The organism is Pseudorhodoplanes sinuspersici, assembly GCF_002119765.1.
GTDB lineage: Bacteria > Pseudomonadota > Alphaproteobacteria > Rhizobiales > Xanthobacteraceae > Pseudorhodoplanes > Pseudorhodoplanes sinuspersici.
In genome coordinates, this window is record NZ_CP021112.1 from 5,904,891 (window position 1) to 5,925,852 (window position 20,962).

17 protein-coding genes and 1 pseudogene are annotated in these 20,962 nt (G+C 60.8%); 7 read left to right on the forward strand and 11 right to left on the reverse strand.

All coding sequences use genetic code 11. From position 1 onward, the window contains the following. Positions 1-2: 2 nt before the first annotated feature. The 9 genes from CAK95_RS28615 to CAK95_RS28655 all read right to left on the reverse strand — a co-directional run bounded on the left by CAK95_RS28615 (position 3) and on the right by CAK95_RS28655 (position 10,986). Positions 3-1,121, reverse strand: coding sequence for an ABC transporter permease (locus CAK95_RS28615; protein ID WP_198343778.1), 1,119 nt, complete (start codon positions 1,119-1,121; stop codon positions 3-5). Beyond that, a complete protein-coding gene (locus tag CAK95_RS28620; RefSeq protein ID WP_086091052.1) occupies positions 1,114-2,634 on the reverse strand; it encodes an ABC transporter ATP-binding protein in 1,521 nt (506 codons plus the stop codon). The genes CAK95_RS28615 and CAK95_RS28620 overlap by 8 nt, the downstream gene beginning before the upstream one ends. A 93-nt stretch (positions 2,635-2,727) precedes the next feature. Beyond that, positions 2,728-3,825 carry a BMP family ABC transporter substrate-binding protein gene (locus tag CAK95_RS28625; RefSeq protein WP_086091053.1) on the reverse strand — a complete coding sequence of 366 codons (1,098 nt, stop codon included), beginning with the start codon at positions 3,823-3,825 and terminating at the stop codon, positions 2,728-2,730. Positions 3,826-4,307: 482 nt separating this feature from the next. Continuing rightward, positions 4,308-5,507: an amidohydrolase family protein gene (locus tag CAK95_RS28630; protein ID WP_245303561.1), complete on the reverse strand. Its 1,200-nt coding sequence runs from the start codon at positions 5,505-5,507 to the stop codon at positions 4,308-4,310. Positions 5,508-5,849: 342 nt separating this feature from the next. Beyond that, the gene (locus CAK95_RS28635) at positions 5,850-7,211 is read right to left on the reverse strand and encodes an FAD-binding oxidoreductase (RefSeq protein WP_086091055.1); all 1,362 of its coding nucleotides are present in this window, start codon (positions 7,209-7,211) and stop codon (positions 5,850-5,852) included. 6 nt (positions 7,212-7,217) lie between these two features. Beyond that, positions 7,218-8,291, reverse strand: coding sequence for an aromatic ring-hydroxylating dioxygenase subunit alpha (locus CAK95_RS28640; protein ID WP_086091056.1), 1,074 nt, complete (start codon positions 8,289-8,291; stop codon positions 7,218-7,220). 19 nt (positions 8,292-8,310) lie between these two features. Then, on the reverse strand, positions 8,311-9,114 hold the full coding sequence (locus CAK95_RS28645) for an ABC transporter permease (RefSeq protein WP_425349718.1): 804 nt from the start codon (positions 9,112-9,114) through the stop codon (positions 8,311-8,313). A 1-nt stretch (position 9,115) separates the two neighbouring features. Further along, a complete protein-coding gene (locus CAK95_RS28650) occupies positions 9,116-9,973 on the reverse strand; it encodes an ABC transporter ATP-binding protein (protein WP_086091725.1) in 858 nt (285 codons plus the stop codon). Between the two features lie 11 nt (positions 9,974-9,984). Beyond that, positions 9,985-10,986 carry an ABC transporter substrate-binding protein gene (locus CAK95_RS28655; RefSeq protein ID WP_086091058.1) on the reverse strand — a complete coding sequence of 334 codons (1,002 nt, stop codon included), beginning with the start codon at positions 10,984-10,986 and terminating at the stop codon, positions 9,985-9,987. Positions 10,987-11,210: 224 nt separating this feature from the next. Here CAK95_RS28655 and CAK95_RS28660 point away from each other — a divergent pair, with 224 nt between their 5' ends. The 6 genes and pseudogenes from CAK95_RS28660 to CAK95_RS29685 all read left to right on the forward strand — a co-directional run. Next, on the forward strand, positions 11,211-12,113 hold the full coding sequence (locus CAK95_RS28660; RefSeq protein ID WP_086091059.1) for a LysR family transcriptional regulator: 903 nt from the start codon (positions 11,211-11,213) through the stop codon (positions 12,111-12,113). A 128-nt stretch (positions 12,114-12,241) separates the two neighbouring features. Then, positions 12,242-13,645: a cytosine deaminase gene (locus tag CAK95_RS28665; RefSeq protein WP_086091726.1), complete on the forward strand. Its 1,404-nt coding sequence runs from the start codon at positions 12,242-12,244 to the stop codon at positions 13,643-13,645. A 5-nt stretch (positions 13,646-13,650) separates the two neighbouring features. Beyond that, on the forward strand, positions 13,651-15,183 hold the full coding sequence (locus CAK95_RS28670) for a class I adenylate-forming enzyme family protein (protein ID WP_086091060.1): 1,533 nt from the start codon (positions 13,651-13,653) through the stop codon (positions 15,181-15,183). 148 nt (positions 15,184-15,331) lie between these two features. Beyond that, entirely contained in the window at positions 15,332-16,150 is an 819-nt protein-coding gene (locus CAK95_RS28675; protein ID WP_086091061.1) for a creatininase family protein, read from the forward strand. Between the two features lie 52 nt (positions 16,151-16,202). Further along, a complete protein-coding gene (locus CAK95_RS28680; protein ID WP_086091062.1) occupies positions 16,203-17,810 on the forward strand; it encodes a CocE/NonD family hydrolase in 1,608 nt (535 codons plus the stop codon). A 51-nt stretch (positions 17,811-17,861) separates the two neighbouring features. Beyond that, a pseudogene (locus tag CAK95_RS29685) lies at positions 17,862-17,988 on the forward strand (transposase); the annotation flags it as partial. A 72-nt stretch (positions 17,989-18,060) separates the two neighbouring features. Here CAK95_RS29685 and CAK95_RS28685 read toward each other — a convergent pair. Then, positions 18,061-18,591 carry a VOC family protein gene (locus tag CAK95_RS28685; protein WP_086091063.1) on the reverse strand — a complete coding sequence of 177 codons (531 nt, stop codon included), beginning with the start codon at positions 18,589-18,591 and terminating at the stop codon, positions 18,061-18,063. 110 nt (positions 18,592-18,701) lie between these two features. Here CAK95_RS28685 and CAK95_RS28690 point away from each other — a divergent pair, with 110 nt between their 5' ends. After that, complete coding sequence (locus CAK95_RS28690) at positions 18,702-19,514, forward strand: helix-turn-helix transcriptional regulator (protein ID WP_086091064.1); 813 nt, start codon at positions 18,702-18,704, stop codon at positions 19,512-19,514. Between the two features lie 366 nt (positions 19,515-19,880). On the opposite strand, the gene CAK95_RS28695 is transcribed toward CAK95_RS28690, so the two are convergent. Beyond that, positions 19,881-20,936: a phenylacetaldoxime dehydratase family protein gene (locus CAK95_RS28695; protein ID WP_086091065.1), complete on the reverse strand. Its 1,056-nt coding sequence runs from the start codon at positions 20,934-20,936 to the stop codon at positions 19,881-19,883. Positions 20,937-20,962 lie beyond the last annotated feature (26 nt).

Sequence of the window (20,962 nt, forward strand, 5' to 3'; positions counted from 1 at the left end):
GGCTAGCGGATGACATGAATGCGGTGGCGGATGAGAAATTCCGATGTCGCAACACAGATCACGACAATCGCCTCAATGAGCTGCACCATCGAGAACGGCACTTGATAGAATACCTGCAGGCTCTGCCCTGAGATGAACAACATGGCAACCAGTACCGACACGATCACGGCGGCGAGAGGATTGTTGCGGGCAAGAAAAGCGATCAGGACACCGGAAAACAGATAGCCCTCGAAAAACGATTGCGTCAGCCGCCCCTCCTGCCCCGAGACGACGACAAAGCCTCCAATCCCAGCGAGTGCGCCCGAGATCAAGACTGCACCAAGTGTTACGGTGATCGCCGGAATGCCAACGGCATGCGCAACACGATCATTGGCCTGGACGAAACGAAGATAAAAGCCGAACCGTGTGAAACCGACCAGCCACCAGACGAGTATCGCGATCGTCAACGCCAATGGAAGCGCGGCGCTCAAACCCCAGCCGATCTCGCCGAGCCGCTCGAATGGTTCGAACGCCTTCGAATGGGGGAAGCCGTCGTGCGGATCGCGCCACGGACCGTAGACGAGGTGCAATAGAAAATTGAGGGCGACATAGTTCATCAGCAGCGTCGATATGATCTCGTTGACGCCCAGCCGGATCTTGAGAAGTGCGGCGATTGCGATCCAGGCCATGGCCAACGCGCTGGCGAACAAAATCATGATCGGGATGCGGATCGATTCCGGGCCGATCCCATAGAGCGATACGATGGTCGCACCGATGCCTCCCCAAATCATCTGGCCCTCAAGCCCGAGATTCCAAAAGCGCGCGCGGAATGCAATCGCCGCACTCAAGCCGATCAGCATCAGTGGTGCAGCGCGAAACAATACCGAGCGCAGATTATCGACGTCCGTCAGCGTCGAGACGACGAGCTGGTCGAACAGGTCGGCGGCCGGCACACCGGCTTCGACCAGGATCAGGCCGGAGATGAGAAAGCCGAAACCAAGAAAGACAACGAGATATACCGCTTGCTGCCACGGCGGCATGTCATGACGGACTTCGAGATTGAAACGCCACAACCGTCGCCGCGACGCCCCGTCAGGCGCTGGCGACGCAACCGGCATTGTCACGGCTGCTTGCTCAGACATGGTCCACCATGGCCTGTCCGACCTGTTGACGATTTGCCGGCGCCTCGAACTCGGCAACGATCCGCCCACGCGTCATCACGCCGATGCGATCAGACAGGGCGAGAACTTCGTCGAGGTCTTCGCTGATCAAAAGTACCGCGGCCTGTCTGGCGCGCGCCGCCGCCAGCCGTGCGTGGACGGCGCTGGTGGCGCGGGCATCGAGTCCGCGGCTTGGGCTGTGCGCGATGATAATGTCCGGCGCGTTGCTGAACTCGCGCGCGATGACCAGCTTTTGCGCATTTCCACCGGAAAGTAATGCTGCCTTCTGTGCCAAGCTGCGAACGCCTTGCACATCGAAATCCGCAATAGCCGTCTCGGCATCAGTCCGCATCGCCTTTGTTCGCAGACGCAGCCAACTTCCGTAACGGCCGCCGGTGATAGCACCGACTGTAAAATTATCCAGCACCGGCAACGTGCTCGCAAGCGCAAGCCCATAACGATCGGCCGGAATGAAGGCAGCCCCGCGAGCCCGCATTCCGCGAGGCGTCACCATCTTGAGGGCTTCGCCGGTCTCCTCGATCTGAATAATGCCACTGAGCGGAGTGCGCACACCCATGAGCACGTCCGCGAGCTCGCTCTGGCCATTGCCGCTGACGCCGGCGACACCGTAAATCTCTCCGGACCGGACGTGAAACGTTGCATCCTCGAGCGCAACATGACCGTCGGCACGTGCACATCGCAGATTCATCACTTCGATGCGTCGGCGGCCAAACGTATCTGCGCTGCGCGCCGGTGAGGGGAGATTTGTGCCAACCGTCAGCTTCGTCAATTCTTCTCTGCTTTTTGTTGCCGGATCAACCGTGGCGATTGTGCTACCGCCGCGCATAATGGTGACCCGGTCGGCATATGTCTTGACGTCGGCAAGCTTGTGAGTCACGAGCACGACCGTGGCGCCACTGCGTGCGATGCTGCGCACGGTCGTGAGCAGACGTTCGGCCTCCTGATCCGTCAAGACTGCCGTCGGCTCATCGAGGATCAAAATACGAGCGCCGCCGATCAGCACCTTGAGAATTTCGGTTCGTTGCTGCTCGGCAACCGATAAATCATCGACCCGACGATCCGGATCGATTTTGAAGCCGAGGTCGTCCGATCGCCGCCGAATATCGTCGCTGATCTCGCGTATGCCTTTCCCGAAACGGCCGCGTGGATTGGCGAGCAACACATTCTCGGCCACCGTGAAAGGGCGCACCAGTTTGAAATGCTGGTGCACCATGCCGATGCCCCTGGCGCTGGCGTCGCGAGGGCCGCTCAGCATGACATCAACACCGTCGATCATCACGCGTCCAACTTCCGGCGTATAAAGGCCGCAAGCAACATTCATCAGGGACGATTTGCCGGCGCCGTTCTCACCAAGGAGTGCGTGAACTTCGCCGCGCTGGGCTGCAAACATGGCGTTGTCCAGCGCAACGAAGCCGTCGAACGTTTTACGGATGCCGACGAGCTCCAAGGCAGGCGGTGTCAGCACTTGTTGCATCGAGCCTCGAACGACTTGACAAAGGAACGACCTAAGAGGTGCGGCAACCTCGTGCCGACGGCTCGAAGCTGTCCGTCTGTCGGCCGATGGACCTTATCTCTGAGCGATGACGCCGGGAACGTACCAATCCATTTTCCACAAACTGCCATCGTCGAGCACTTTGCCGTCTGTGATAACGTCCTTACCATCCGCGCTTTTGAGCGGGCCGGCGTAGATTTCCTTGCCATCGATCAGCGCTTGACGTTCTGCCATCACCTTTTTCACGACGTCTTCGGGCACGAGCTTTTTGTTGATGGCGATATCGGTCGGGCCATCCTTGACGCTCGGGAATGCCCCATGAGGGTTTGGCTTCCAGTTCCCGGCGATGATCTTTTTGATTTCGGGCGTGAGATACCGATCCCAGAACCAGATCGATGAACACACCGTCGCCTTCGACGCGAATTCCGACAGGTCGCGATGATGCCCGGTGCCAAAACCCTTGCGCTCTTGGGCGACGATTTGCGGCGTTGGCGTGTCGACATGCTGTCCGATGATGTCGGCGCCACCGTCCATCAAGGCTTGTGCGGCGGCACGCTCCTTGACCGGATCGTTCCAGGCGCCGGTATAGATCACGGTCGTGGTCACATCCGGCTTCATGAGCCTGGCGCCCATTTCGAAGCCGTTGACGGTCCAGATTACCACACCGAACGGATTGGCGCCGACAAAACCGAGCTTGCCGGTCTTGGTCATTGCGCCAGCGACCATCCCGCAAAGATACTGGCTCGCGTAGGTGCGACCGTAAAAGGATTGCAGGTTGGGGCCGTTGGTGGTGCCTGACGCATTGAGGAAAGCTACATCAGGGTATTTCTTGGACAACGTCAGAAACGTGTCGGAGTAGCCGAATGCTGTTCCGATGATGATATTGTATCCCGCCTTAATGAAGCGCTCGACGGGAGGCGTAATCGCAGCGGCATTCTCCGGAACGTTCTCGACATAGGCAATCTTCAAGTCGAGCGCCTTCTCCATCCGTACCCTCGCCTCCTCGAAGGCCTGCGTCCAGCCGCCATCCTTTTTGTCGGCGAACATGATCATGGCGATCCTCGGCTTGGCCTTGAGGGTGAAACCTCGCTCCTCGGCGAACACCGCACTGGTCATTGACCCGATCGCCACGACCACTGTTGCGATGACCCCCAGCCATGATTTGATCTTCATCTCGGTCCCTTCCTCTCGATCTTCCCATCACTGCTGAGGACGATCTCGGTCCGGTCTTGCAGGTAGCCGGTTCTTCAACAGAACCTGCGTCGTTAAGCTCGGTCTGCTCAGACTTATTTCGGCAACGACCGTCACATCACCTGCCCTGCCCTCAAGCCAGTGATCTTAGTTTCAATTTTTGTGCCATTCTCATGGCGCAGGATCCGCTCGAGCAACTTCGCAGAATGTCTTTCGATGAAGTGGAGGAAATGCCAAACGCCGGAAAATTGTGCGCCTTGTGCGCATCAAAGAAGCGGCCCGCAATAAGGACTAGCGGTGACGCGAGCGCGATGGTCAGTGGGTGCGGCCCCGCTATCTGCGCCCGCCAAGGGCCTGCCCAGGTTAGGCAATCTCCTTTTCTCGTCCGCCGGAACCTGTTGGATCCTTTGCACTAATGACTAAACTCTTGCCGAAGATTTCCTGCGTGTCGATTGGCAAGCGCCCTATACAGAGCGAAGTCCGGCAAGCTCCCGCATCTGACGAAGGTCCACGAGCCGACCATGACTTATCACGCAAGCCGGTTCGCTGTGGAAGCGCACGGCCTCAAGCACATCGCGCTCGCTAAGGACGACCATGTGCGCCGGACTGCCGACTGCGAGCTTGAGCGGGACGTTGATGGCCTTCCCGGCGTTTACAGTGACGAGATCGTAAAGCTGCTCGATCTCATCGCGTGCCATCATCCATAGGAGGTGGGACGCCAGGAAGACGACTTCGAGCATATTGTTGCGACCATAAGGATAATAGGCATCAGAGATGTCATCCTGGCCAAGACAGACATTGACCTTCTCCGCCAGCAGCTCCTGCACGCAGGCATGCAGAGGTCCCGTGTGTGGATCACTGACGATCGAAATGTCTGCTGCAAGCAGCGTTCCGATCAGACGGTGCAGATATGGCTTCGGATACTGGCTCATGGCGCGGCAGTGATGCGCGAGAGTCCTGCCGGTCCAACTACGGGCCGCCGCTTCGATCGCGAAGGTCTCAAGCGTCCGCAGGCCCGGATCACCAGCATCATCCAGGAGCATCGACACGTCTTTGTCGAACTCCTGCGCGAGATCGAAACAGAACGAGATATGCTCGGCCGCAGCTTTGTCGGTATATTCAATCCACGGAATACCGCCAACGACGTCCGCACCTCTGATCATCGCCTCCCGCATCAGCTCCCTGGTACCAGGCTCGCGAAGGATACCATCCTGCGGAAAGGCAACGACCTGGACATCGACGATACCACGGAACTCATCACGCACCTTCAGGAGCGCATTGAGGCCCTCAAGACGGGCCTTGCCGTCCACATCCGCAAAGGCGCGGATGTGAAGATTTCCGTAAAGCGCAGCCAGCGCTACCGCGCGCCGCGCGTTCTCGACGATCCAGCTTTCGGCGTAACGCTCCTTCACGCGGCTCGCGACTTCGATGGCGGCCATGGCTTTCTCCATGGTTGCACCATGATAGTTTTGCCGGGCCTCATCCTCCATCATCGTGAGCGTCCATACCTTGCACAGATGCAGGTGCGGATTGGCGAAGGATTCGGTGACAAGTCTCCCATCTGCCTCGATGATGCGCTCGGCTGTCAGCGCGAGCGACGGAGCAATGGCCGTGATCAGACCATCGCAAATTGCAATGTCATTAAGTCCCGCGCAACCACGCAAGCGGGCGTCCCTTACAAGAATATCACAGCGCTTCATTGGACGTTCAGAAAACCATTCGCTTACAACGTCCAAGCAATGTTTATGCCAACATGACGCGTGCCATAAAAGCGGCTCGTGAAGTGACGCCCATTGGAAGAAGGAGCCGCCACGCATCGATCACGCGATAGATTTGACAAATGCATTCGCGTCAGGCTCGGGCGCCATTGAGCCATTGTCGCCGTCGTTTAAATTGCCTTTGTCCATTTGATAACAAGGCGCCTGCTTAGCGCATCTGCCCCGCCGCTCGATCCGGCGCGCCTGGAGCAAGAGATCCCCGGCAACACGCGCAAATCTGACTGTGACCTAAAATGGCCCGGAACGTCGTAAAAAACTGCGCATCTTGCCGGGATTGAGCAGCCCCAGCGGATCGACTTCGCCCTTGAATCCGAACTGGTCTGCATTCGCTCGCTTGTGACGGCTGCCATCCTCGAGCGTCACCACATGCGGATTTGCAACCATGATGCCGTTGTCTTCGTGGATCGCGATGATTTCCCACAGCCGCTCGCGCGTCGTGTAGCGCACCACTGGCAGACCCGAGAACGTCATCTTGCCGCCGAAGCGAATGAACTCGAAATGCGGCATCAACTCGTCGCCGAAGATGTCGACCATTTTCAGCGCACTCTCGATGGCACGGTCAGCTGGATAGAGACATTGCAGATACGTGTAGGAGCGGTCGCTCTTCAGCACCTGAAGCGTAGAATGGTTCCAGCAATATTCATAGAGCGGGATACTACCCGGTTCTTCCGCCGTCGGCTTTTCGTGCGTAATGGTGCCGCCCGCTCGGCGCACGAGGTCCTTGAACGGCTCGATCGAATTCTGCGCGATCATGCACAGGAGCAGGCTCTTGCCCTCGGGCGCGGCCTCCTTCAGCGGCGTAAAATAGCTTGGCAGCGGCCAGCCGATCGGCGTCACCAGTTTCTTGGCGATCCCATCGGCATAGGCGACGGCTTGTCCGCCCTTGAGCGCGGCCTCGACGCTGTCGAAGGCAACGATGATATCGATCCAGGGATAAGCCGGCGCCAGAGGCATCTCCAATGCCGTGATGATGCCGGTCGTGCCATAGGCGCGATTGATCTTCTGCGCCGCGTCGGCGCGCAGTTCGATGACGCGCGGCTCGGCTTCCAGCGTGACGATGCGCGCAGCAAGAATGTTTCCCGGTTCGACCAGCCCGCCCCACGTCACCGAGCCGACGCCACCGGAGCCGCCAGCGATGAAGCCGCCGAGCGAGGCCGTGCGCTTGGTCGAGGGATGCATGCGCGATTCCCAGCCATTCGGCCGCAGCGTATCGTCAAGTTTGTTGAGGCGGATACCTGGCTCAGCTCGCACCACATCAGCGCGGTGCCATTCGATCTTGTCCATGCCCATGATATCGAGCACGACACCGCCTTCTAGCGGCACGCATTGCCCGTAATTGCCAGTGCCGCCGCCGCGCACGGTGAGCGGCACGCCGTGCCGTGCGCAGGCCGCCGCGGTCGCGATCACATGCGCTTCGCTCGTGGCTTCAACCAGCACCTCGCCGCTGACGTCCTTCAGCTCTTCGTTGAGCACCGGGCTGTACCAGAAGAAATCGCGGCTCCTCTTGCGCACGCGCTGTGGATCGGTGACGACCGGAACGCCGCCGAGGTCCTGCAGCAGGTTTTCGATGCGTGACGTGCGTGCGAGCATTGGCAATTACCTCGTCAGGCTGGCGAGGTCGGCGCCGATCTGGCCGGGAATGACATAGGCTTTCTGAGCGTGCGAGACTTCCTTCTCGCCATGCTGCTCCAGCAACTCCATCAGGCGGCGGCGCATGATCATGCCGGGCCGGTCGGAGGGCATATGCGCCTCGACCTTGCGGCTCATGTCGACCGGTGCGTCGGGATCGGTGGATTCCAGAATGTCACGGTCTTCCTCGAGGATGACGGCGTCCCAGGCGATCAGCGCCTGCGTCGAGCAGCTTTCCTCGGTGTCGTTGCGATAGAGGATCTGCGCAAGCTTGATATTGCCGTCATCGACCGGCGTTGCGCAGTTGAAGATGATGTGGCGCAAACCCGACGGATATTCCATGTCGAGCCGGCGGCAGAACGGCATGAACCACTTGTTGCGCATGTGGCGCTTGGTTTCTGATGCTGTGGTGCCGGTGATGCGATGCGCCATCGGTGGATTGCCGATCGTGATAATCGTCTCCGCCTCGAAGCCGTAGTCGGTTTCCTTGATCTCGTATTTCTCAGGCTTCGGCTGGTTCAGTTGGCCGAAGGTGTTCTTGTGCACGAAAGCGAAATGCGCATTGTCGAAGGAATTCTCCATCATGCGCAGCGGCGCGGTCTTCCAGTCGTCGTGGAACTGCTGGACACGGCGATAGGCCGGATCGCGATCCTCCGGAATGTCCGGGATCGGCATCAGTGGCTCGTCGAGGCAGACCCAAGCATAGCCGTAGCGCGAGGCGCAATGATAGGGCCGCACACCGAGCCGCGGCACGATTTGCTCCGGTGAGAATTGCGGGATTTTGACCAACGTGCCGTCGCGGTCATAGGTCCAGCCGTGATAGCCGCAGACGATGTTGCCATTCTCGCACCAGCCTTTTGACAGCTTTGCCGTGCGATGACAGCAGCGGTCTTGCAGACAAGCGGGTTCGCCATTGGGATCGAGCCAGATCACGAGCTTCTCCCCGAGGAGAGTAAAGGATTTCGGCCCATTTTTTAGGTCTTCCAGACGCAGGGTGGCGTACCAGAAGCGGCGGAATACCTTTTGCTGGGTCGTCAGCATGGCTGTCTCCAGTCGTTGATCAGGTTTCGGGTGCGACTTCGCTTTCGTGCCACTCGCCCAGCGCCAGTCGCGACAGGCTGGCCATAGCGACGAACAGGACGATTCCGGCAACGGTGATCAGGAAGAGAGCTGCAAACATGCGCGGGATCGCGAGCTGGAATCCGGCTTGCAGGATTTCGTACGCCAGTCCGGCGCTGCGGCCGCCGGTGCCGGCGACAAACTCGGCAACGACCGCGCCGATCAGCGCGAGGCCGCTGGAAATGCGCAAGCCGCCGAAGAAATAAGGCAACGCGCTCGGGATGCGCAGCCGCACCAGCGTCTGCAGACGGTTCGCCTTGTTGAGAGTGAACAGGTTGGTGAGACCATGATCGACGCTGCGCAGGCCGAGAATGGTGTTGGCGATAATTGGGAAGATGGCAATGATCGTGGCGCAGATGACGAGCGCGATCTGTGTGTCTTTCACCAAAATGATGATCAACGGTGCGATGGCAACGATCGGCGTGACTTGCAACACTACGGCATAAGGCAGAAAAGCACGCTCGATCACCTTGCTCTGTACGAAGGCGAAGGCGATGAGAGTGCCAAGAATTGTCGCCAGCGCGAAGGCGATCAGCGAAACGCGCATGGTTACCCACAGTGCGCGCAGGAGCGACGGAGCGTCAGTGACCAGCGATTCCGCGATCGCACTCGGTGCGGGAAATAAATAACTCGGAATCTGGTGAGCGCGGCAGAATCCCTCCCACAAGGCGATCAACGCAAGTCCCGCAATGGCTGGCGAAACGATCCGTAGAAAGGCTTCCGACTTGATCAGGGGCATGGCGATTTCATCCGGTGCTTGCAAGCGAGGCTTCGGTCAGCATGTTGGAGAGATCACGGCAGAGCTGTGCGAATCGCTGACTGGTACGGAAGGAATCGTCGCGCGGATGCGGCTCGGAGATGATCATCTCGCCGAAGATGCGGCCCGGCCGCGCCGCCATGATGATGATCCGCGTCGAGAGGAAGATGGCTTCGTAGATCGAATGAGTGACGAAGATCACAGTCAGCGACTTGCCCCACCACAGCGAGACGAGATCGCTGTCGAGCTTGTTGCGGGTGAATTCGTCAAGCGCACCAAAAGGCTCATCCATCAGCAGGAGATTCGGATCGGTGACAAGTGCGCGCGCAATCGAGGCGCGCATGCGCATGCCGCCGGAGAGCTGGCGCGGGAAGTGACGCCGGTATTCGGACAGTCCTACCGTATTCAGGGCCGCATCGACCCGCTGATTCGCTTCCGCCGTGTTCTTGCCTGCGAGGTCGAGCGGCAAACGCACATTCGTTTCAACACGGCTCCACGGCATCAGCGTGGGATCTTGGAAGACAAACGACATTTGCCGACCCGGTTGCCCCACTTGGTCGAAGCCGCCGCGCCACCACACGAGTTTTCCGTCGGTCGGCTCGGACAGCCCAGCGACGAGTTTTAGCAAGGTGCTCTTGCCGCAGCCGGAGGGACCGATCAGCGAAACGAACTCACCGTCGCGGATGGTCAGGTCGATGGGATCAAGGCCGCGCGTGCCATTCGCGAAGACCTTTTCCGCCGAAAGCACTTCGACGACTGGCTCTCCGCTCTTCTGCCGCGCACGAACGGTGCCGGCCGTCACGAGATTGAGGGTGGGAATGTGCTCCACGGCGGTGGTGGCTCGCATCGCATCCGCCTTCACATCATGATCTTCAGGTCTTTGACGAACTCGGTGGTGAAGGCCCTCTTCCAATCGGTGCCGGGCTTCAAGAGACCGGCCTCGACCAAATAGTCATAGGTTTTCTTCCAGCGCTCCTCGGTCATGACGCCGATGCCTTGCGTCGCAGCATCTCCGCCATCCAGCACCTTCAGTTCCTTCATCTTCTGGATGCCGAAGGCGATCTGCGCATCCGACATCTTCGGATTGGCTTCCTTGATCAGCACGTTGGCCGGGCCTGGATTGGAGATGTAATCCTTCCAGCCCTGCAGCGAGGCGCGTACGAAGCGTTTCACCAGATCGGGATTCGCCTCAAGGAATTTGCGCGTCGTCACCATCGTGGTGCCGTAAGGCGGATAGCCGTCGGCTGCGAACAGGAAGAACTTCGCCGGCGCGTTGTTCTGCTGTGCCTGGAATGGCTCGGATGAAGGATAAGCTTGTTGTGCGATATTCTTGTCGGCAAAGAATGGTTGCAGGTTGAAGGTGTAAGCCTTGGTCTGCTCGTCGGCGTAGTTAAACTTCTTCTTCAGCCACGGCCACCAGGTGGTTCGACCGGAGGAGGCGATCAGGATTGTCTTGTCTTTGAGACCGGCAAGGCTCTTGACATCGTCATGCGTCATCATGCCCTGCAGGTCATACTGAAACGACGCGCCGACGGTGACGACAGGAAGCCCCTGTTCGATACCCTTCAGGACCTGGATGTCGTAGCCCATGATCATGTCGACTTCGCCGGCGAGCAGGAGCTGGATCGCGTTCACCTGCGGGCCGCCCATGCGGATGGTCGCATCGATGCCCGCCTTCTCGTAAAGACCCGTCGCCTTGGCCTGATAAAAGCCGCCGTGTTCAGCTTGCGCGTACCAGCTGGTGAGAAATGTGATCTTGTCGGCAGCGGCGGCGGGAACTGAGGTGCCAAGTCCGACACCAGGACCAGCGGCGAAAGCAAGCAAGAGGAGGAGAGTGCGGCGGGTGAGACGTGTCGCCATGATGTTCGATCCTTCCTGCGCCCCGAGGGAGGGCTGGGCTGGCGGGCGCCACGGCCAATCGCGCGAAAACCCGCATTTCCACGATTTCAGAGGATCGGATCGAGCAAGAAAAGCATCATTTTTTGATCATCTTGCTCTCTTTTTTAGAACGCTGATGCTAAAGACCCACTGATCTGGTGCCTAGCGATTAGGCGCGCTCATTCGACCATCAGGACCGCCACAGGATGCTGCACGCCCGCCTGCTCCGTTATCTCGACGAGGTGGCCCGCAGCGGGTCAATCCGAAAAGCCTCGAGCCGGCTCAATGTCGCCTCTTCCGCCATCAACCGGCAGATCCTGGCGCTGGAACAGGAGATCGGGTCGCCGATTTTCGAGCGGTTGCCGCGCGGCTTGCGGCTGACCACGGCTGGCGAATTGCTGATCAACCATGTGCGCCAGACGCTGAAGGAGCACGAGCGCGTCCGCACCCGCATTGAGGCTCTGCGCGGCTTGCGGCGCGGCGACGTCACCATCGTAACCACAACGGGGATTGCTGCGGGATTTCTGGCCCCTGTTATTGAAAGGTTCACCGCCGCACATCCCGGCATCAAGCTGCGGGTGCTGACGCTGCCACGCGACAACACGATTGCGGCGGTGGTGAGCGGTGAAGCCGATATTGCACTCGCCTATAATCTCGAAAACAATCCGCGGCTTACCACTTTCCTGCGCTGCGAATTCCGGCTCGGTGCGGTGATGGCTCCCGATCATCCGCTGGCGCGGCGAACCTCACTGCGGCTGGCGGAATGCTTCGATTATCCGATGATCATCGCCGATCCCTCGATGACCATCCGCGACGTGCTCGAATCAGTGGCCGATCTCGATTACGACCTCAGTCTTGCCATCGAAACCAATTCGATCGGCCTGATGAAGCGCCTGGCCCAGACCAAGCCCAACATCACCTTCCTCAACTCCGTCGATATCGGCGAGGAATTGCGCGCCGGTTTGCTCAAGGTTGTTCCCGTGCGCGAGATCGACAGCAAGCCGCAGGTTCTGAGCCTGGTCCATCGGGCGAAAGGACCGCTGGAAAGCGCAGCGAACTTGCTGGCGAGCGCCATCAAGGCGGCCATCGAGACAGGAACGCCGCTCTGATAGGCAGCAAGCGTTCTAAAAACTGCAGCACCTTGATCGCAAATTGCTGCTTTTAAGGCTCGGCATCCTTGCCGAGAGTCATGCTCGTAGAAGCCCGCTTCCTCAGACAATTCCGAGCCTTCCTCGCGATGAGAAACCCCAGATCGCTGAACCTTCCTTCCGCTCCCGACTACGTTCTGCATCGCGCTCGCGTGCCGGCCTGTCTGCTGGCGGATGCACCGCAAGGTGTCCCTTCGGACCTCGATGATGCCCTGCTGATCGACATCCGCATCTCCAACGGGACGGTCGCGGCCCTCACTCCGGCGGGACAGGCGCCCTCCGACGGGATCGCGGCGGTGGATCTCGCCGGCCGCCATGTCTGGCCGACGCTCGTCGACACGCACGCGCATCTCGACAAGGCTCACATCATCGACCGCACGCAAAATCCGGACGGAGACTTTGCCGGCGCGCGTGACGCGACGAGCTACGACCGCATGCGTTACTGGCGCGCGGAGGACGTCCGCCGCCGCATGGACTTCGGACTGCGCTGCGCCGAGGCGCATGGCGTGACCGCAATTCGCACGCATCTGGATTCGCACGATCCACAGGGCGATATCTCGTGGGCGGTGTTCCGCGAGATGCGCGATCTCTGGCGCGGCCGCATCGAATTGCAGGCGGCCGGCCTGATGCCGATCGACATGTATGCGGGCCGCTATGGCGATCATCTCGCCGATCTGGTGGCTGAGTCCGGCGGCATCATGGGCGGTGTCACGCGCGCGAGCGGCGCGGTGCACGGCCCGGAGATGGACGATCTCGACGCGCTGATTGATCGCGTGTTCACGCTTGCCGCCGAACGCGATCTCGACATCGATCTGCATGTCGATGAAACCAGCGACCCCGCCGCAACCACGCTCTGGAATGTCGCGCAGGCCACGCTGAAGCACGGTTATGAAGGCCGCGTCACCTGCGGCCATTGTTGCAGCCTGGCTGTGCAGGATGATGATCGCGTCGCGCGCACCATTGAGCTGGTGGCAAAGGCGCGCATCAACATCGTCACGCTCCCGACTGTGAACATGTATCTGCAGGACCGCGTGGCGGCGCGCACGCCGCGCTGGCGCGGCGTCACGCTGGTCAAGGAACTGCGCAAGGCCGGCATTCGCGTGGCGATGGCCGGCGACAATTGCCGAGACCCGTTCTACGCCTATGGCGATCACGATATGCTCGACACCTTCCGGCAGGGCGTGCGCATTCTCCATCTTGACCATCCGCATGGCGACGCGCCGGCACTCGCCACGAATGTACCGGCGTCGATCATGGGGCTGCCGCAGAGGCTGATTGCGGTGGAACACCCCGCTGATCTGATCATCCTGAATGCACGCTCGATGAACGAATTGATCGCACGGCCGCAATCCGATCGCATCATCCTCCGCGCAGGACGGCGGCAATCGCTTGAGCTGCCGGATTACGGCGAACTGAATTTCGTCACCGAAGCGAAGCCGTTCCCACGCGAGATTTCCGCCCCTCAGTCTGTGGCCGCAGTTGCGGCGGAGTAGTCCTCATGCTGATGCATCAATTGCTGCTCGACAATGCCGAACGCCAGCCGTCGAAAATCGCGTTGCGCTGGGTCGATCGCGACATGGCTCTGACCAATACGCAAGCAGTCGCGGCGATGGAGCGGTTTGCCGGGGCACTGCACCATCTCGGCGTGACGAAGGGCGATCGTGTCACCATCTTCGCGCATAACGGCATGGATTATCTGATCTGCATGCTTGCCTGCTGGCGCATCGGCGCTATCGCGGCATTGGTCAATGTGAAATTCGCCGATCAGCTTCCCTATTATTTCGCCGACCACACCCCGAGCGTCGTCATTTACACTCACGACATGGGCGAGCCGGTGCGCGCGGCGGCGGCCCATGCGCCGTCGGTGAAGCATCTGGTCTGCATGGACGGTCCGCAGGAAAAGGCACATTCGCTGCCCGAACTGCTGGCCGCGAATTTCGCGAGCCCGCCCGATCCGTGGGACGAGGGCGCGATCGCGCATCTGTCCTATACGTCGGGCACGACCGGCCAACCCAAGGGCGCATGCCTGTGCCACGAGCCGACCGTGCGTGCCTCGCGCTGTATTGGCGAGCGTCTGCGCATCACGGGTGACGACATTTCGTTCGGACCGTCAGCCCTGTCGAGCTCGTATCAGCTTGTCGGCAACCTTCTGCCGCCGCTCGCGGTCGGTGCCACCATCAATGTGATGGGCCGCTGGACACAAAGCACCGGCTATGCCGCGATCGACAGGCTGGGGGCCACGTTCCTTGTCGGCAATCCGCCACTGCTGGAAGAGGTGCTGACCGAAAGCCGGCTGAAGGGCCGCGCGCCAGGCAACTTGCGCTTCTCGCTGTCGGGCGGCGGCCCGGTGCCGCCGACGCTGAAGATGGCCTGGCGCGACGAACTGAAAATCCCGCTGGTCGAGAGCTACGGCCAGAGCGAGCTTGGCGGCTTCGTCGGGCTCGGCTTTCCCGATCTCGAAATGGATGACGACAAGCTGCAGCGCGTCGGCCCGGCGCTGCCGGATAAGGAGGTGCGCGTCTTCGGACCGGAAGACAAACCGCTGCCGGTCGGCGAGGTTGGCGACATCGTGCTGCGCGGCGGCTTCATGTGGGGCTATTGGGGCAAGCCGGAGAAGACCAAGGAGGCGAGGCGCGGCGGCTGGCTGCGTACCGGCGATCTCGGCGTCTTTGATGACGATGGTTATCTGACGATGCGCAGCCGGAGAGCAGAGCTGATCGAGGTTGCGGGCACGGCCTGGTATCCGCGCGATGTGGAAGAAGCGCTATGCCGTGTGCAGGGCGTGCGGCAGGCGGCGCTCGTCGGGATACCTGACCCTGTTCTCGGCGCACGCCCGACCGCCTTCGTGACGTTGCACAGCGATGCCAAGGCGGACCGCATCGCTTTGAAGAAGGCGATCACCGGCCAGGTGCCTTACGATCTTGAGGCGCTGGTGGTGAATGTCGTCGCCGAATTGCCGATGACGCCAACCGGCAAGATTGCCAAGAGCGAACTGGCGTCGCTGGCCGTCAGCGGACGGCTGGTGGCATGAGTATGTTCCGTCATTCCGGGGCGCGCCTGAAAGGCGCGAACCCGGAATCCAGAGCCACAAACACCACGCACGCCGCCCCTGGATTCCGGGTTCACGTGCTGACGCACGTGCCCCGGAATGACCGTTCCCTTGTTTTCCCGGATCACGCATGAAACTCAAATCCCGTTACTGGTGGGACCTGTCGACCCGCGACTTCGCCGCGCTCGACATGTCGAAGATCGTCGCCTTGCAGCAGATCGGCGCGGTCGAGCAGCACGGACCGCATCTGCCGGTGCGGGTCGACGCCGCGATCAATGACGGCATCGTCAAACGCGCGGTCGCACAGATGCCGGACGATCTACCGGTGCTGATTCTTCCGCCGATGCCGGTCGGCAAATCCGACGAGCATCTCGCTTTTCCCGGCACGCTGGGTTTATCCTATGAAACGCTGGCGCGGATGTGGACCGAAATCGGCGAGAGCGTGCATCGCGCCGGCTGCCAGCGCATCGTCTATTACAATTCGCATGGCGGACAGCCGCAGGTGATGGATATCGTCACCCGGGAATTGCGTGTGAAGCTCGGCATGCTGGCGGTGGGTTGCTCCTGGTTCCGCACGGTCGATTCCAGCGATCTGATCGGCGCGCAGGAGCGCAAGCACGGCATCCATGCCGGCGAGTCGGAGACCAGCATCATGCGGCATCTGCATCCCGATCTGGTGGATATGACACAGGCGAAGAATTTCGTGCCGCTCTCGGTGAAACTGGAAGAAGCCGGCGCCATGCTGACGCCGGAAGGTGCGGTCGGGTTCGGCTGGCAGATGCAGGACCTTCATCCGGCCGGCGCGGCGGGCAACGCGGCGGCAGCCGATCCGCAGAAAGGGCGAGAGCTTGTCGAGCGTGCGGCGAACGCCCTGGTGCGTCTCCTGGGCGAAGTCGCGCAATTTCCGATGACCACGCTGACGCCAGGCACCGATTATGCACGGAGCTAGACCGATATCCGGCGGGCGGCGTCTCTCTACGGTCTCCGGGCCCGAGACCGTGATGATGCGTTGCGCGGACGGCGTTGAGCTTGCAACCGACATCTATCGTCCCGACACGCCCGGGCCACATCCTGTCCTGATGATGCGCCAGCCTTATGGGCGGCGCATTGCGTCGGCGGTCGTGTTTGCGCATCCCGCCTGGTATGCGGCGCATGGCTATATTGTCGCGATCCAGGATTCGCGCGGACGCGGTGACAGCGGCGGCACATTCCGTCTTTTTGCCAACGATGTCGACGATGGTGCAACAGCACTCGACTGGGCGGCGGACCTGCCGGGCGCCAGCGGTAAGGTCGGGCTCTACGGCTTCAGCTATCAGGGCACCAGCCAGTTTCTCGCGATGGCCGGTGCGCGCACGCGCGGCGGCAAGCGTCCCGATGCGATTGCGCCGACCATGGCGGCATGGAATATCCGCGACGACTGGGCTTATGAGGGCGGTGCGTTCCGGCTCGCCGGCAATATCGGCTGGGCATGCCAGATGGGCGCGGAGCAGGCGCGGCTTGCGGGCGATGCTGTGGCTTTTGCCGCGCTCGCCGCGGCCGGGCGCGGCGCACCGGTTGGCGGCGCGACACCGGCTTTGCCCGATGCGCTCGTGCGCTACGCGCATTACACACACTATCAAGACTGGCTGAACGACGACCCGGCCTATTGGGCGACGATTGCGCCGTCGGCTCATCTGCGCGAAGACGCGCTCGACATCCCGGCGCTTCACATCGGCGGCTGGCAGGACACGATGCTCGGCGGCACGCTTGCGTCCCATGCCGCATTCACGGCGGGCGGCGCGCCGCAACGTCTGCTGATCGGTCCGTGGCAGCATATGCCGTGGGGCCGCAATGTCGGTGCGCTCGATCTCGGAGCGGAGGCGGCCTCCTGTATCGACGCCGAACAGATCGCGTTCTTCGATGCGCATCTGCGCGGCATTGGCGAGCCGCCTTCCGGCGTGCGGCTGTTCGATATTGGCCGCAAGGCTTGGGAGGATTTCGCAAGTCTGCCGCAGACGCGCGACGTGGTCTTTCATCTTGGCTCGAACGGACTCGCAGCAGCGACGCCGGATGACGGTGTGCTGGCAGCCGAGCCGGGGCATAAAGGCGTCGATTGGCTGTTGCACGATCCCTGGCGGCCGGCGCCGGCCATCGGCGGCGCGACCGGACAGCCGGGCGGTTTCCAGAACCGCGCAGCGATCGACGATCGCGGCGATGTTGCGGTTTACACAACATCGCCTCTCACCGCGCCGCTCACGTTGTTCGGCGAAATTGCTGTGGAACTCGATGTCGATTGCGATCAGCCGACGCACGATCTTTATTGCACGCTGTCGCAGGTCTCGCCGGACGGGCGCGCCATTACACTTACGACCGGATTCTTGCGTGTGACCGATCGCAGCATACCTGGACCGCGTCGCAATGCGCTGCAGGCAACGTTTTGTACCGTGCCGCAAGGAGCCGCGTTGCGCCTGTCGGTGCAAGCGGCGGCGTGGCCAGCGTTCATGATCAATCCGGGCAAAAGCGTGCCCCTGCCCGACACACGATTGATGGATTGTGCGGTGACGACAGTTCGCATCCTTCACGGCGGTGATCGTAAATCTCGCGTCGTGCTACCGCTGCTTCTCCCATAGGAACTGGCCGCGCGCGGAGCGAAGGTCTCACACAATGCGGTGTGGGTGTTTAGGCCCGGCGACATTGTCGTGATCGACAATCTCGGCAGCCACAAGTCCGCGACCATCCGCCGAATGATCAGGGGACGCCGGCGCGAGACTCTGGCACTTGCCGCCCTATTCGCCGGATTTCGCTCCGCCCGCACCTATGGCCGAAGCGAAATAAGCAGCTCTGCCGCTTCGTCTCGATGTATGCATGTTCGGACATGGGTCAGCCCTCCGCGAGCATCCTCGCCTTCTTCTCCATCCATGCATTCATGCCGTCATGGGCTTCGGCCGCGGCCTTCTCCAGATAGCCCGGCTCGTCGACCCGCGCCGTCACTTCGAGGCGCAGGCCGTTCGGATCGTAGAAATAGATCGAGTTGATGAAGTGGTGGTCGACCAGATCGGTCGTCTTGACGCCGGCATCATTGAGGCGCCGCTTGATCGCCAGCACCTGGTCGACGGTTTCGACCTCGACAGCGAAATGCATCACCCAATCCGGCGTGTTGGGAGACGGAAGCGGCATCTCGTTGCGACCCAGGTCGAAGAACGCCAGATACGAGCCGTCGCCCATTTCAAAAAAGAAATGCGCATAGGGTCGCTTTTCGCCGGTGCTCGGCACGGTGTCCGACTGCATGCAGTTCACCAGCGGCAACCCGAGCAGGTCCTCGTAGAACCTGCGCGTTTCCTCGCCGTCGCGGCAAGGATAGGAATAATGATAAAGGCCCTTGATCCGGGGCGGTTTGCTCGCCGAGTCCATCGCCGTTTCCTCCGAATGCTTGTTCGATTGCGGCGCCGCAATCGGGCATCTCTCTTGACAAGCTAGTCCTCCGGAAGAGACAGAATGTCCCCCTTGAGGGATGACATCCGATGGACACCCCCGGTTCCAGCCAGAGCGACCTGTTGGCGGACCTCGTCTCCCATATCGGCGAGACGGGATTTGCCGACCGGATCATGCGGACGTTCCACGGTCTGTGCGCGGCCGATATGTGCTCGGGCTTCGCGATCTTCGATGACACGCCACAGTCATTGTTCGCCGAGAGTGTCGACCCCGACCGATCCGCCTTCGCGCGCAACGCGACCCTGCGCTACGTCCAGAAATATTGGAAACGCGATACCGCAACCGCATCAACGCTGGGACGGGCCCATCGCAACGTCAAGATCATACGCCGTCCGTCCAGCGTCATTCGTGATCTCGACTACCGCCACGAATGCTATGCCGAGGGCGAAGTGGTCGAACGCATCTCCATCTGCAAGGCCGGCACCGTTCCGATCATCGCCAATGCCTATCGGAACCGGACCAGCGGCCCGTTCGCGCAAGCCCAGATCGAGTGTTTCGAGGCCGCTGCCCCGATCGTCATGGCGGCCATCGAAAGGCATGTGCGGCTGACTTATGGATCGCATGACGCAAACTTGGCGGATCATCCGGCGGCAATCGCACAGCGGCTTCACGGCATGGAGAACATCGGCCTTAGCCGGCGCGAGGCGCAGGTTCTCGCCTTTATCTTCTCCGGCATTGACCAGAACACTATCGCCCGTGAGCTCGGTGTCGGGGTCAGTACGATCGTGACCTATCGCCGTCGCGGATATGAGAAGCTTTGTGTGCGAAACAGATCAGAGCTTCGACAATGTCTTATTGATCGCTTAGCCGGCCATGTGAGCGTGTCGTATGACAAATGCTGACTCATCGAGCAGCCGGGTCCCCTTCGCGAGCCTTGCCCTCGTCGTCGCTGCTCCTCTTCGCCGCTGTTTGGCGCGCATCCCCGCTTCCGCCGCCGAAGCCGAGCACCTCGACGATGATGATGATTCAGAATGGCGGAATAGGCCCGTTCAGAATGGAACATGGCCCCGCCGACAAGCAATTACAAAATAACGATAATTTGGCTGGGACGCCTGGATTCGAACTGGACACATTCCTTCTGCAGAAAAGCCCTTTGAAACTGCGACAGAAAATCGCCTCCAAATGAACGATTTCGGGCCCAGAGACTTTCACAGCTTGAGGCTGTGGAAAAGCAACTCACATCTTGGTGCTGCCGCCACGAAATTTTCTCATGCAAGCCGTTTAGCCTCAAAATAGGGAAGAATACCCGTCTCCGGCGCGCAATTGATGTATTCGAAATGCTGCCCTTCGGCCGGGAGCACGAAGACTTCGTGCCAGGTGCGGAGTTGGTTGAGCTTGCCATATTTTTTGTAGCGCGCGATCGCGGCCGAAAAGATCGCATGGTGCGACGGATGCCCTTCGGCCCATGTCTCCAAATGCGATAGCGACAGGAAATAGCCGAGCGCGTGTGCCTCGGGCTCGACATTCCCGGCTGCGTCGCAGGTCTGCTGATAGCGCAGCGAGCAGCACCCGGTCGCAGTGGCATTGTTGCGAAGATAGTCCATGCCCTTTTCCAGCGGCGAGCGCAGGTTGGTCATGAAATCCTCGTGCTGCTCGTCATCGCAAGCGCCCCAATAGGCAGCGGAGCGAATGACTGCGAAATTATGCGGCGTATGGATTCTCCAGCGCGCGCCTTTCGTCGCGCGCACAACCGCCTCGCCGATCCCTTCAGTCTTCGGCGTCTCCAGCAGATCGGCGGCGGCCATCGGAATCCGGTCACGCATCGCGCCGTAATAGCCGCAGTAAGGCGTCGGATAGATTCCGACCTCGGCCGCCCTGCTCAGGCCCCCCGGATAATCCTGCCAATACAGCGTTTCCTGGCGGTCCAGCGGCACCGTCAGGCATTCGCGGAAATAACCCCACGGCTCGTTCAGCCGCGCCGGGTCGTTCCACCAGGTGACATTCGCGGGTGCGTTAGACCACGCCTCGTATTGTTCCGGGTCGATCCAGTACATGGCGACGATGTGAGTGGTCAGCCCCTGATCGTCGACGAAGCGCGCGTGGTCATGCACGATGGGCGCGTCGGACAACGCAAGAGCCTCGGCAACCCAGCGGAAGAACGACGGCGCAGTTACGCCATCGTCGTTCTCGCTTTGAACGCCAAAGAAGGAGACATAGAACCGGTCATAGCGGTTCGGCAGCGCCACCGACCAACGCTGCACCGCCGGCACGAAGTCTTTCGGCTTGCGCAGCGGGTGAACCCGTTCAAACACGGATACGGCCATGAATATTTTCTCCTGAGCCCCGAACT

Bases quoted from the DNA above. Each gene is read 5' to 3' on its own strand.
- CAK95_RS28675 (WP_086091061.1), top strand. From the start codon at position 15,332: ATGAAACTCAAATCCCGTTACTGGTGGGACCTGTCGACCCGCGACTTC.
- CAK95_RS28615 (WP_198343778.1), bottom strand. From the start codon at position 1,121: ATGTCTGAGCAAGCAGCCGTGACAATGCCGGTTGCGTCGCCAGCGCCT.
- CAK95_RS28690 (WP_086091064.1), top strand. From the start codon at position 18,702: ATGGACACCCCCGGTTCCAGCCAGAGCGACCTGTTGGCGGACCTCGTC.
- CAK95_RS28625 (WP_086091053.1), bottom strand. From the start codon at position 3,825: ATGAAGATCAAATCATGGCTGGGGGTCATCGCAACAGTGGTCGTGGCG.
- CAK95_RS28655 (WP_086091058.1), bottom strand. From the start codon at position 10,986: ATGGCGACACGTCTCACCCGCCGCACTCTCCTCCTCTTGCTTGCTTTC.
- CAK95_RS28665 (WP_086091726.1), top strand. From the start codon at position 12,242: ATGAGAAACCCCAGATCGCTGAACCTTCCTTCCGCTCCCGACTACGTT.
- CAK95_RS28620 (WP_086091052.1), bottom strand. From the start codon at position 2,634: ATGCAACAAGTGCTGACACCGCCTGCCTTGGAGCTCGTCGGCATCCGT.
- CAK95_RS28635 (WP_086091055.1), bottom strand. From the start codon at position 7,211: ATGCTCGCACGCACGTCACGCATCGAAAACCTGCTGCAGGACCTCGGC.
- CAK95_RS28660 (WP_086091059.1), top strand. From the start codon at position 11,211: ATGCTGCACGCCCGCCTGCTCCGTTATCTCGACGAGGTGGCCCGCAGC.
- CAK95_RS28640 (WP_086091056.1), bottom strand. From the start codon at position 8,291: ATGCTGACGACCCAGCAAAAGGTATTCCGCCGCTTCTGGTACGCCACC.
- CAK95_RS28680 (WP_086091062.1), top strand. From the start codon at position 16,203: ATGATGCGTTGCGCGGACGGCGTTGAGCTTGCAACCGACATCTATCGT.
- CAK95_RS28650 (WP_086091725.1), bottom strand. From the start codon at position 9,973: ATGCGAGCCACCACCGCCGTGGAGCACATTCCCACCCTCAATCTCGTG.
- CAK95_RS28670 (WP_086091060.1), top strand. From the start codon at position 13,651: ATGCTGATGCATCAATTGCTGCTCGACAATGCCGAACGCCAGCCGTCG.
- CAK95_RS28695 (WP_086091065.1), bottom strand. From the start codon at position 20,936: ATGGCCGTATCCGTGTTTGAACGGGTTCACCCGCTGCGCAAGCCGAAA.
- CAK95_RS28685 (WP_086091063.1), bottom strand. From the start codon at position 18,591: ATGGACTCGGCGAGCAAACCGCCCCGGATCAAGGGCCTTTATCATTAT.